Origin of the sequence: Nocardiopsis algeriensis (genome assembly GCF_014203695.1) — a bacterium.
In the GTDB taxonomy this organism is placed as follows: domain Bacteria; phylum Actinomycetota; class Actinomycetes; order Streptosporangiales; family Streptosporangiaceae; genus Nocardiopsis; species Nocardiopsis algeriensis.
Window position 1 is genome coordinate 133,669 of the sequence record NZ_JACHJO010000004.1, and the last position, 12,405, is coordinate 146,073.

Annotated in this window: 6 protein-coding genes; 2 read left to right on the plus strand and 4 right to left on the minus strand. The window is 68.5% G+C overall.

Annotated elements, in window-relative coordinates; all coding sequences use genetic code 11:
* Window positions 1-367 precede the first annotated feature (367 nt).
* Entirely contained in the window at window positions 368-1,225 is an 858-nt protein-coding gene (locus FHS13_RS07220; protein WP_184289528.1) for a VanZ family protein, read from the plus strand.
* A 363-nt stretch (window positions 1,226-1,588) separates the two neighbouring features.
* Window positions 1,589-2,875 (plus strand): hypothetical protein, encoded by a 1,287-nt coding sequence (locus tag FHS13_RS07225; protein ID WP_184289531.1) that lies wholly within the window; start codon window positions 1,589-1,591, stop codon window positions 2,873-2,875.
* A 312-nt stretch (window positions 2,876-3,187) separates the two neighbouring features.
* Here FHS13_RS07225 and FHS13_RS07230 read toward each other — a convergent pair whose 3' ends face one another.
* The 4 genes from FHS13_RS07230 to FHS13_RS07245 all read right to left on the minus strand — a co-directional run bounded on the left by FHS13_RS07230 (window position 3,188) and on the right by FHS13_RS07245 (window position 12,391).
* Entirely contained in the window at window positions 3,188-3,976 is a 789-nt protein-coding gene (locus tag FHS13_RS07230) for a hypothetical protein (protein ID WP_184289534.1), read from the minus strand.
* Window positions 3,977-4,221: 245 nt separating this feature from the next.
* On the minus strand, window positions 4,222-4,857 hold the full coding sequence (locus FHS13_RS07235) for a hypothetical protein (protein WP_184289537.1): 636 nt from the start codon (window positions 4,855-4,857) through the stop codon (window positions 4,222-4,224).
* 364 nt (window positions 4,858-5,221) lie between these two features.
* A complete protein-coding gene (locus tag FHS13_RS07240; protein WP_184289540.1) occupies window positions 5,222-6,034 on the minus strand; it encodes a hypothetical protein in 813 nt (270 codons plus the stop codon).
* 414 nt (window positions 6,035-6,448) lie between these two features.
* Window positions 6,449-12,391, minus strand: a complete 5,943-nt coding sequence (locus tag FHS13_RS07245; RefSeq protein ID WP_184289543.1) for a hypothetical protein — start codon at window positions 12,389-12,391, stop codon at window positions 6,449-6,451.
* Between the last annotated feature and the right edge of the window lie 14 nt (window positions 12,392-12,405).

Below are 12,405 nucleotides of genomic sequence, written 5' to 3' on the forward strand. Positions count from 1 at the left end.
TGACCGCTGCGGGGTGGAAGAACCTCGCATCAGCGGGCAGAGCCCACACCAGTCCGGACAAAGCCCTCGAGCTCCGCGGCACCACCCGGGACCAGCCCGTATGGATCTGAAGCACGAGAACTCCGGGCCCTGCTTACAGATAGTGGCGCCTCGACAATTCCATGACCCTTCAGACCCGTGCCCTTTTTCGCATGTCAGAACCCGGTCACGTCTTCGCGACTCGTACAGGCATGGCGTTCGCGAGTTCCCCGACGAAGCACCAGAACTCCGGGACTCTGCCACCCTTGCAGTGCTTCGGCACGCGCATCAAGGACACCGGCAACGACATGTCTTACCCGCCTTGAGAGCAAGGAAGAGAATCAAACAAATGTGGAGAGTTCTTTTCTACGTGACCCCGACCAGCCTTACTGTCGCTCTTGTTTTCTTTTTTCTGCTGTCGTGGGTGCTTGCTGTCGCCATAAAGAAAAGAGGAGCGAGCTTTTCGAGGTCTGCGCGAGCAGCCCTGGCGCTTGCCGCCTTCTCCTATGTTTTTCTCCTGTCGATCCTACCCCTCGGGGGAGAGCAACCTGGCTCCGGTAGGTTGATCCATTGGAATCCCCTTCATTTCATACACGACCACAACTCCGAGGGGGCCATCGAGGAGAGCTTCGGACAGCAGCTCTCAGACGGGAACACCGTGTACTACAGCCCGGACGAGCTACCTGCAGAGGAGAGGTCGGAAATCCAAAAAATGTCCCCGTATGATTTCTTTGCCCACGGGAACATTGAGTCGGGCGTGATCGTGTCGAACCCCGAAGGGGACGTTGTTCCGCAAAGCCAGGGCCAGCACATTCTCACGGAAATATCTGAGGCCATAGAGGTGTCCAGCGAGCCTGTGCAATCCCAAGGCATGATCCTCGAGGAAAAGTCATTGAATTTCCTCTTGTTCGTACCCCTGGGGGTTCTGGCTTATTTTTCTTTCTCTTCCCATGCCGCCCGAATGGCCACTGGCCCTGCAGTTTCTCTTTCCATTGAGGTGGTCCAATGGTCTGTGGCGTGGGGGCGCACTGCAGACACTGCCGACCTGCTGGCCAACTCTCTTGGCTCCTTCTTGGGAGTGGCTATGGGGATGCTGGCATCAGCGCTTGCCGTGCTGACCAGGCGAAGCGAAATAAATGGCGGAAGGCGTGCCGCCTCGGCTGGTCATGGTGCCGGTAGAAGACCAAGAGGTCGTCACGGTTCCTGAAGCGTTGCAGCAAACTCGGAACGAAACGGAAATGGAGGGGTTGCCCGCGGACCCGGTCGTCGGCCGGAGAGCTCCCGGACGCTCCCCGGCGCAGGTCCGTTGCCCGGTCTCCTCGGGTCTGCCGGGCGAGGGCTTTCGCGCCCTGGCGCACGCTCGTGACGGTTACACTGGGGCAACACTCGCATACAGGCGAGCCCGCCGGGTGCTGGAACACCACGACGGGCTCTGACCGACCAACCTGCTAGACCCAGGAAGGCGGCTAGGCATGGATCCTAGCTTCATCGCGCTGCGTACCCGAAATCGGATCGCCGCCGACCCCCGCGTCTTCGGACGCACGGTGGGCACGCCCCGGGGAGGTGCCCGTTGAGGGTTCACCGCACCCGGCACGACCGGCACTTCACAGCACTCCCCAACACGCTCCTGCGCGACCCGCGGCTGTCCTACCGGGCCCGCGGGGTCCTGGCCGAGCTCCTCTCCCGTCCCGACGGCCGGTGGGCCACCGCCGACTCCCTCTCCCGCATCGCCAGGCATGAGCGCGGTGGCAGGGGCGAGGGCCGCGACGCGATGCGCGCGGTGTTCGCCGAGTTGAAAGCCGTCGGATACCTCGCCGCTGTCCGGGTCCGCAAGGACGACGGCACCGTCACCACCGAGCTGCACGTCCACGACGTTCCCCGGTTCCCGGGCGAGGTGCCCGAACACCCCGTTGCCGACCGAGGTGCGGGACACCAGGCGTCGGCTGGCCGGTCGCCGGTCCATCAGGCGTCTACACGAAGTACTGATGACGAAGAAACACCGTCCGTCCGGAAGCGGGAAACCACAGGACGCGCGCCCGCGCACGGTGCGGCACCGGAGCGGAGCGGCCCTCTCCCCCACAGCCATGAAGGTGCGACCGCCGAGCACTCGACGACCCGGCCTGCGGCCGCGCCGCCGGGCAGCGGCCCGTCGATGTGGGCCCTGGGGGTGCTTGCCCTGGTTCCCGACGCCGCCCTGTACGCACCCGACCGGGACCGGGCCGCCCTCGCCGGCCGTCTGGACACCCTCGCCAGGGCGGGTGTGCCCCGCGCCGACCTCGAACGCGCGGTACGGGGGTGGGAGGACACCGTCCGGCCGTTCGCCGCGCTGACGGTGCGCCTGGCCTCGCCGGAGAGCGTGCGCGCCTGGAACGCCCGCGCCGCTGCCCGCCCCGGCCCGGGGCACGGCTTCGGCGGGGTGCCGCTCGGCCGGGCCGCCGGGCACGGGGAGGAAACACCCGCGCAGCGGCCCCGGTTCGTCCTCGACTCCCAGGGCACGGCGGCACGGACCTGTCCCGTCCATCCGACCGTGCGCAACGTCCCCGGCGGGGCGTGCCGGGTATGCGGGCGGCCCTGCCGTACCGAGCCCGGCGGGCCGGTAGACGCCGGGAGCACCTCCCGAGCGGCGCCCGGGGCGGGCCCGCTCCCGGGTCTGCCGGTCGGTGTCGACGACCTGTTCTCCGTGCCCAAGTGCGACGACCCCCGGTGCTGCTCGGACCGGTCCTCCCCCCGCTACCGGACCGTCACCCGGCTCGACGCCTCCGGAAGCAGGATCTCGGCCGTCCCCTGCCCCACGTGCGGACATCGCCTGGCGGAAGCATCGACGTCCTTGTCCACACCCGTTCCGGTTGCGGCCTGACACGGCTGGGACGGGTGTGCACCGTCTCGGGCGGAAGGGACGGGGTCAGGGCCGTTGCAGGCTCCCGCGCAAGTGGCGGGTGAGCCAGGTCAGGCGTTTCCAGTCCTCCGGGCTCGTGCCCTCGCATCTCTCCCCAAAGGAGAGGGCCATCCACCTTTTCCGTGATCCGATGTATGAAAAACCGAGCACATAGCTACCGATAAGAGTTCAAATGTCGTGGAGCAGGGCCACAACGGTATGGCCGACAGGCGGGGAGCGCAGGCCCGGCTCCACCGGAACACCAGCGACAGGGTGACTCGCGACAGGTGGTGGTCAGCGCTGGGCGATCTCTTTGAGCTCGTCCAGGCTTGCGGCAACACGCTCCTGGGCATCGGCGTCGATACGCCCTCCCCTGAGGTCCTCGGGAGCACCGATCCGTGAGCGCAAGGCCCGAAGCGGGGAAACACCGCTCTCCTGAAGGCGCATGAACTCGCCCACCCACCAGCGATGAGCACGGTTATGAACAACTTCCGGAGGGAGCAAAGGTTGGAAGTCTGCCGCGTCGTCGGTCACTGATGCCCACAGGTAGCCGATGAGATGTTCCCCCAGGCGCACAGGAATATAGCGGACCGGCTGGTCTGTGTAAGACCTGTAGGTCTTGCCGACCGTGACGGGTGCAAAGTCGTCCCAGCTGCCTCCAGCGGCAAGGGACATCGTGTCCTGAGGCTCCCCGCCTCTCTCTTCTGGAATCAGTGGGTCCTCGTGATCGGGGTTGGCCAGCCGCAGCAGCGCGTCGATGTCAGGGGCTCTTTCAATTCGAGCCGCTTCGGGTATACCGCCAGCTTCAGGGTGCTCGGAATATCTCTTCCAGCGCTCCAACGCTTCCACCGGGGCGAGCCCCTCGCGGCAGGAGGACACAAGCCTTTCCTCCCAGTAGACCGCAGCGTCGATACGCGACCCGGTCTCCAGAGCCGATATGACCACGACGTATCCCGCAGCGTGAGCCTCGAGGTCTGCAGAGCACCACACATAGCCAATCGTGACCCCTCTCAGCACCACTGGATAGTGCAGCACTGGGCCTTCGCAGAAATTTTCGTACTCAGCACGACGAATACCAGCCACCCCACTCATTTTTCTCTTACCAAGGTCCAAAAATCTTCTGCCCAGACAACAGCCGCGTCAATACGGGAAAGTGTGAATGTGTCCCCGGCTCGCCTTCCCGATAGCTCCTGAAGCACCGAAGACGTTCGTGTCGGACTCATGCTGGTGGTCAGGGCTTCGGTGCGCACACACCATTTCGAAACTTTCAGGCGAGATGTGTTTGCGGAGCAGGGCCACAACGGTAGGGCCCGCGTCCGAGGCGGTGGTCAGCGCTGGGCGATCTCCTTGAGCTCGTCCAGGCTCGCGGCAACACGCTCCTGGGCATCGGCGTCGATACCACCTCCCCTGGGGTCCTCCGGAGCACCGATCCGCGAGCGCAGAGCCTCGAGCGGAGAGACACCGCTCCCCCGAAGTCGCATGAACTCGCCGACCCACCAACCCCGGGCGCGGTTATGGAAAATCTCTGGGGGGAGCAAAGGCTGGAAATCTGCCGCATCGTCGGTCACCGATGCCCACAGGTACCCGATCACGCGGCCTTGCAAAAACACCGGGAGATAGCGTACCGGCTGTCTTGTCCGGGGGGCGTACGTCTTTCCTATTGTCTCCGGGGCGAAATTATTCCACCTGTCTATTTCGGGCCACAGCTGGGGTTCTCCACCTGTGACCGCTGGAAGCGAAGGATCAGAATAGTCAGGGTTGACCATGTCATCCAAGGTGTCGTTGTCCGGCAGCTCTTCGAGCTCGGCGCATACAGGCACGCGTCCGGCCGCTGGATGCCCCGGAAACTCCTTCAATGAAATCAATGCCTGGATCGGATCCAGCCCGCTTCGAAACGATTCTTCAAGCCGACCTTCCCAGACAATCAAAGCGTCTATTCTCTGCTCCAGCCCGAGCGCCGCCATCACTGGAGCGTAACCGGCTGCGCCGACCTCTGGACTTGCTGAACACCAAAGGTGCCCAATGTTCACACCTCGAAGTTCCACTGGAAGGTGAAGAATCGGGCCATCACACGAGGAATCGTAACTTGATTTTTCAAAACCAGGCGATATGAACACCACCGCCCCCCGTTCCAGGAAAAGCAGAACACCACACAACATCTGCTACACCCATGTCGCATTTCCGGCAGCTAGGCAGACATTGACACTGTATCCTGAACTCCCGGCAACAATAAGGTCCCTTTGGCCCAGATATCAACTTCTCGTGTCAACTCATATTTCCTGGGTATCGGTGGCTACCCCCAGGATTGCCCTGGAGAGGAGGTGGTGGTCAGCGCTGGGCGATCTCCTTGAGCTCGTCCAGGCTCGCGGCAACACGCTCCTGGGCATCGGCGTCGATACCACCTCCCCTGGGGTCCTCCGGAGCACCGATCCGCGAGCGCAGAGCCTCGAGCGGAGAGACACCGCTCCCCCGAAGTCGCATGAACTCGCCGACCCACCAGCCGTAGGCACGGTTGTGGACCACTTCCTGAGGCCGCAGAGGCTGGAAATCAGCTGCGTCGTCGGTTGCCGACGCCCAGAGGTAGCCGATCACGCGGCTTTGCAAGGACACCGGAAGGTAGTGGACCGGCTGGCCGGTCCAGGAGTCGTATGTTTTTCCTATGGTCTCCGGAGCGAAGTCGTTCCATCTGTCCATGCCGAACAACAGGAAATCACTGTCATCCTGACTCTGTTCGGGCTCGCCTCCGAGTTCCTCTGGGATCGGAATCGGAACGTATCCGGGTTCCACCACTCGGCCCAGGGCCTCCTCGTCAGGAAGTTCCTCCACCGGTGTTCCTGCGGGGACACCTCCGGCCTCAAGGTGTTCGGGTTCCTGCCTCCACAGTTCCAAGGCCTCCCGGGGCGGGAGCCCCTGGCGTGCAGCCTGGGCCATCCGCTCCGACCAGACAAGCACCGCCTTGATCCGGTCTTCCAGATCGAGAGCAGAAATGACCATGGTGTACCCGGCAGCGTACTCCTCGGAATTCTTCGCACACCATATATGGGCGATCTTTTTTCCGGAAAGGAAAACTGGACAGTGGAGTATCGGGCCTTTGCAGGAACTTCTGTATCCAGCCCTCTCCGAACTGGACCTTTTGTCCATCAGCTCTTCCTCTTTCGATGTCGGTCGTCCTGCAATGATTTTTGCGTCCGGGATCCCCAGCCCTTCGACCTGTCGGATCCCGGTTTCCCATGTCTCGTTCCCCTGGGAAGAAGCAGCTCCCGCCGGCAGGAACGCACTCCTGGTGCCCCGGAGGCCGTGGCCCCGTTCAGCACACCCGAGGTGGGGCGCTCGTGCAGCAGATCCACGATGGCGTGGCCGGTGGGCAGGGTGTAAGGGACTTTGGGATGTCGGCGGCAGGGCGGCCCTCGGGCGGGGAGACCCGCGACCAATCACCCCGTTCCGCCGACTCGGCGCACGGGGGTGCCCCGCCTGCGGACACCGCCGGGCAGGAACGCCGAAGCCGGTCGCCCCGGCCGCTGTTCGATGCGGCCGGGGCAACCGGCTCCGTGCGGCCTACAGTCCCCGGTGCTGCCAGCAGCGGGCCAGGAGCGGCTCGACCCGGTAGGTGTCCTCCTCGACCTGGTCGAACACGTCCAGGGCCTCCAGGCACGCCACCGCCGTGTCGGGGTCGGGGTGGGCCTCCCGGAGCCCGACCGCCTCGACCAGTTCACCCCGGCTCGTCGGACCGTCGATCAGCTCGATCACCGCGTCGAAGGCGGCGGCCAGGGGGCGGTGCGCGGTCAGGCCGACCTGTTCGACCAGGGCGGCCGCCCGCCCCGGCTGGGCCAGTTCCTTGGCCAGCCGCTCCAGGGCCCGCTTCTCCTGGTGTTCCTGGGCCAGCTCCTGGGCCCGGTCCACGAGGACCGGCCAGCCGCCGGTGATCTCCAGCAGGTGCTCCTGGCGCTCGGAGACGCCGAACAGCCCGGTGTCCCGGGACCAGACCTGCAGGGACAGCCGGTCGTACCGGCGCAGCCGCACCAGCCCCAGCCCGTCGCGCTCGGGTCCGGCCAGCAGCATCTCCCAGAAGTCGGCCTGGGTCGGGTCCGAGACCAGGACCACCGACCGGGTCACCCCGCGTCCGGTGGGGGTCCGCTCCAGGGCGGCCTCCACGCCGGCCAGACAGGTGCTGGCGCGGGAGGTGACCCGGGACAGGTCGGACAGGACGATGCGTCGCCGGCCCTTGCGGCCCTGCTCCAGGGCCTCCTCGTAGCGGCGCCGGTCCTGGGGCTCCTGGAGGTCGAAGCGGTCACCGAACTCGTCGCGGACCGAGCGGATCGTCTCGGTGACGTCGGCGATGCCCGTGGCCGGCGACCCCAGTACCAGGCGGACCTGGTTGGCGTGGTCACCGAGCAGGTAGTCCAGTTGGGCGGTGGTGAGCGGTGCGAGACGCCTGTCGCCCAGGGGGCGGCGGACGGTCAGCGCGATGGACTCCGCGGGCACGGCCTCGGAGTCGGCGTCCACCAGTGCGGTCATCACCGTGTCGTTGGTGCCCATCATCCGCAGCGCGTTGGCCGAGCGCAGCCGCCAGCCGCGCAGGTCGCGGTTGTCGGCCAGCAGTCCCAGCCCCACCATCTCCTTGAGGTAGGCGCGGAAGGCCTCGGAGTCCAGGCCCTCGAAGCCCCGCCTCCAGTAGGACAGGCACTCCTCGCGCAGCTCCATCTCGGTCAGGCGCACGTCCAGCCCCCGCTCGTAGGCGTGGTGGGCGAGGACGTTGGCGATGATGTTGTAGCGCGGGTCCAGGTGCAGGGTGTCGCGGAAGGTCTCGATGATGTCGTCCCGCAGCTCCGGGTCTCCCTCCACCGCCTCCACGTCGGAGAGGGCGACGATGTAGGGCGGTTCGCTCCCGCCGGTCCCGGTCCTGCGCATGTCGTGCATGTGCCGGACCAGCCGGTCGCAGAACATCTGCAGGAGGAAGGGCTGGTAGGAGCAGTGGCCCAGGATCCGGTGGATGAGCTCCTCGCTCTCGAAGCGGAAGCCGAGCGCCCCCATGGGCCGGGTGACCAGGTCGTAGGCGTGGAACGGGCGCAGGTGCCCGATCATCGTCGGGCTCTGGGCCAGGTGCTTGAAGGTGTTGTTGGACAGCTTCGCGAAGCGCTGCACGGAGTGCAGGCCGGCGAAGACGACCTTGGCCCGGCTCTCGGCGCCCGCGAGCTGGCCGAGTTCCTTGAGGCGGCGGGTCTCCAGGAAGCGGGGGGCGTCCGCCTCGAAGAACCCGTCCGACTCGTCGAGCATGACGAGCAGCCTGCGCCGGGAGTCCGCGGTGAGCCAGGCCAGGACCCCCGCGCGCACCTGGTCGTATGCCTTGCCCGTGTCCCGTTTGCCCGGCCTGGACACCACTCCCGCACCGCGGAGCTCGCGCAGCAGCACGTCCCACACCGCGTCCGCGCCCTGGGCTCCCTGTCCGATGGCGGCGGTGCTCAGCTCGATGTGCAGGGCGACCCGCTCGGGCTCCTGCTCGAAGGCGGTCTTGGCCGAGCGCAGGAGGGCCGACTTGCCCAGGCCCCTTCCGCCGAAGAGCACCTGGGTGTCCTCCGGGTCGATGACGGCCCGGCGCTCGCGGTCGCGTCCGTAGAACATCTCCGGCGGCACCAGCGAGCGCTTCTTGCGGGCGTAGGGCTGCACGGCGGAGAAGGGCAGCAGGACCGCCAGGGCGGTGTCGACCTGGCGGTTGCCGTGCGCGGCCAGGTAGGCCAGGGCCGCGTCGTCGACCACCACCACGGAGGTGTCGCTGTGCACCGCCTCCACGGCGAACCTGCGCCGGACCTCGGAGGGCATGGTGCCCATGTAGGCGACCAGCAGGGAGTCGCCGGAGGTGTCCTTGTCCACCCAGCTGCGCAGCAGTTCGGCGCGGGGCTGGCTCCAGCACACCATCACCCGCAGCCGGCCGTGGAGCTTGCTCCCGAACTGGGGGACCGTGGGACGGCCGTTCCAGGCCACCCTGGAGAACTCGAAGGATCCGCGGTCGAGCCCCTTGGCCGCCCGGAGCGGGTTGAGGGACGCCGAGGCCGGGATGTCGTAGCCGAGCAGGCGCAGAGCCGGCACGAGGAAGGTGCGGACGGCGCGCGCACCGAGCTGGTTCCGCTGCCGGATGGGGGTGTCCCTGGCCTCCCTCCAGGCTTCCAGGGCGTCGGCGACCAGGTCGCGGGCGTCGGTGGACAGCCCCCCGAAGTCCAGGCCGGAGCCGCCCTCCAGGGGAAGGACGCCCCCGCGGCGGGCCATCTCCACCAGCTCCGCGGTGATCCCTCGTGGGAGCCCGTCGGGGACGCGGGGGAAGAAGTCGGGCAGTTCGCGCTCGTCGAAGGGTTCGGGGACGGACTCGCCGATCTCGCTGAAGTAGATGAGTTCCTCGGCCGTCAGCAGCTGGCCGTCCTCGATGAGGGAGCGGATACGCCTCTCGTCGACCTCGGGACCCTCCGCCCGCTTCACCAGCGCGTCCAGGCGTTCGGTGAGCCGGGACGCCGCCTCGCGGCGGTAGGCGGGCAGGTCGCGCGCGACCTGTTCGATCCGGGCCCGGACCGGGGCCAGGTCGGAGGCCTCGGTCACGGAGCCGACCTCGAGGAGTTCGGTGAGGTGGCTGTCCTGCTCCTCGCTGATCTCCTGCTGCAGACGGGCCCGGCCGAGCTCCGTGAGCAGCTCGTCCCGGGCCCGGGCGAGCCCGTCGCGGCTGCGCTTCTCCGCGGCGTCGATGCGGTCCCGCGCGTCCTGGGGCACGGGGGCACTGCCCTGCGGCAGTCCGCCCGTCTCGGCCAGGTCGACCAGATGCCGGGCGGCGGGGTAGCGCTCGCTCCGGATCTGCAGGTCGAGTGCCTGGGACCAGTCGAGCCCTGCGGCCGCGGCGAGTTGCGCGGAGGTGGTCCCCTCGGGGGCGCGCACCCGGCCGGTGGCCGGGTCGACGGTGGCGTGGGCAACCTTGAGGAGCTCGACGGTGAGCACGTGGTCGGGGAGGGGCTCGCCCTGGCCGGTCGGCACACCTCCGTCGACGAAGGCCGCGATCTCCCGGAGCGCTTCGGCGGCCGCGGCATGGGCGGCGCCCGCCAAGGTGGTGTGCGAGGAGTGCCCGGCCAGGGCCGCGGCGGCCTGGGGCGCGTGCCGGAGAACGACGTGGCGCATCTCGACGAGGTCGTCGGTGGCCCATGCGCGGCTCCGGTCCTCACCGCGTTCCAGGGCGGACACCGCGTCGAGCCAGTCCGAGACCACGGCCAGGGCGGAGCCGACGAGCGAGACGAGGTTGTTGCGGGCCGCGCCCTGCAGGACCCGGCTGGAGGGGCCGCGCAGGGCGGCGTCGGCCCGGTCGATCTCCTTGTTGAGGTTCTCCCGGCGGGTGAGGGCGACCAGGCGTTCGGCGACCTCCGCGCAGCGTGAGCGGTCGTCGTTCGCAGCGGCGTGGAGGAGGGAGCCGACGGGTCCCTGTTCGGCGAACCAGACCTGGGCCAGCTTGGTGGCCCTGCGGAACCGGAGGTTGTGCGGGGTCCTCAGCCGCTCCCCCGCCTCGTGCCGGACGCGGTCGAGCCGCTCCTCCAGCTGTCCGGCGTCGGCGAGGGTGGTGCCCAGCGGGTTGCCGACCAGCAGGCCTTTGAGGGCGCGCTGTCCGACGGCCTGGGCGATGGCGGACAGGTGCGGTTCCAGGTGGGGGGCCGCGTTGTCCAGGAGCGCCCCGGCGGTGGACTCGCCCGTGACCAGTGCCGTCCTGACCAGTGCCGGGACGGTGAGGATCAGGGCCGGGGTGTCTCCGGTGAGGTCGTCGGGGTCGAGGGCGGCGAGCTCGTCGCGCAGGCGCGCCGCACAGGGACCCGTGCCGCTGCGCAGCACGTCGGCAAGGGCGGCGATGCGCAGGGCGGCGCTCCGGGGTGCGGGATGTCCGGAGGTGTCGGCGATCGAGGCGGCGAGTGCGAAGCGGCGTTCGGTGACAAGACGGACCAGGACCGGTTCCGTTCCCTCGTCCACGGGGTCGGGCTGTGCGGGGGCCAGGGGTGCGGGGGCCGGCTGTTCGAGGTCCGGTGGCTCGGGGGCGGGTGGCTCAGGGGCGGGTTCCTCGGCCGGAAGGGGTTCGGGGAGCGCATCGGGGTGGTTCTTCGCGGCTGGTCCGGGGCCCGGTGCTCCGGGGTCCGGCGGCTCGGCGCGTCCGGGAGACGCGGACGCGACAGGACCGGGTGCCGGGGGCTGCGGCCGGCTCCTCTCGGTCTGCCGGAGGATCACCGCCAGGGGAAGGCTCGCGAGCTCGTCCGGAAGGCCTTTCATCGCCCTGCTCTGGAGCGCGGACATCCTGACGGGGTCGCGGCCTTCCTCGGTGGCCGAGAGCTCCACCAGTTCACCGAGGGCGAGCAGGGCCTCCCGCAGCGGCACTCCCTCTTCCGCCTCCGCGCCCTCCTCCACCAGGCCGTGCAGCACGGCGATCTGGTCCGCCGGGATGTCGGGCAGCTCCGCGAGGTCGAGCAGTGCCAGGATCCGGGCGTCGGCGTCCTCCCGCTCGGCCAGTGCCGCCAGTGCGGCGTCGAGGTCGGCGAACCGGGCCTCCGCTGCCGGTGCGGGCAGGTCCAGGTGCGCGGCGAGGCGGTCGAAGGCGGCGTTGTAGTCGGCGAGGGCGCGGAGAGGTGCCTCGGGGATTCGCTGCTCCCCGGTCAGGGCCTCGCCCAGGGCGGTGAGTGCCTCCTCTGCCTCGTGGTGGCACCGCTCCAGGTCGGAGCGTTGGCCGCGCAGGAGGTCGAGGGAGGGTGCGGGGTGTCCGGGCAGGTCCTGGGGTGCGGCAGCCGGGGTTTCGGCGGCTTCGGCGCCGGCGCTCATGGGCAGCTCCTCCGGTTCGGGGGCAGAGGGGTCGGGGGGTTCGTGGACGGGAGCGGATTCCCGGTACATGCGGTGGACGAAGTCGGGGGTGGCCTCGACGACCTTCCGCGCGGCATCGAGCAGTTCGTCCAGGGCTGCGGGGTCGGCGCCGTTGCCGGGCCACCAGGAGCGGTCCGAGGCCCAGAGGAGTGCCCGTGCCCCCTCGGCGCTGGCGGTGACCGAGGCCCACAGGGTGCAGGCCAGCAGGGTGTCCGACCACTGCGGGGCGGAGGTGCGGGGGTGCGCGACCGAGCGGAGGATCGCGGACTTCACCGGACCGGAGAGCAGGTCCACGGCATGGCACGCGTCATCGACCGGTACGGCCGTGAGCCGCTGTCTGACGTCGCGGCACAGCGACCGGGAGACCACGCGCGGGGCCAGTCTCAGTCCCAGGTGCCAGAGCGCGTACCGGCGCACGGGCGGCGGGGCCGGGGTGAGCAGGTTCGCGACGTCCTGTTCGCTCAGCGCGCCGAAGACCTGGGGGCGGAAGCCGGCCAGGGCCGTGAGGGCCTCGGCGAGTCCGGCGAGCGCGGATTCGGCCTCTTCGGGGGCTGTGTATCCCTCCTCGTGGCGGAGGGGGGTGTAGAGGGGTTCCCGTATGCAGTGCGGACAGGAGGAACGGCGGTTCTTCGCCAAGGGGAACGCTCCGC

Coding starts and splice junctions, on each gene's coding strand:
- FHS13_RS07220 (WP_184289528.1), top strand. CDS start 368: ATGTGGAGAGTTCTTTTCTACGTGACCCCGACCAGCCTTACTGTCGCT.
- FHS13_RS07235 (WP_184289537.1), bottom strand. CDS start 4,857: ATGGCGGCGCTCGGGCTGGAGCAGAGAATAGACGCTTTGATTGTCTGG.
- FHS13_RS07240 (WP_184289540.1), bottom strand. CDS start 6,034: ATGGACAAAAGGTCCAGTTCGGAGAGGGCTGGATACAGAAGTTCCTGC.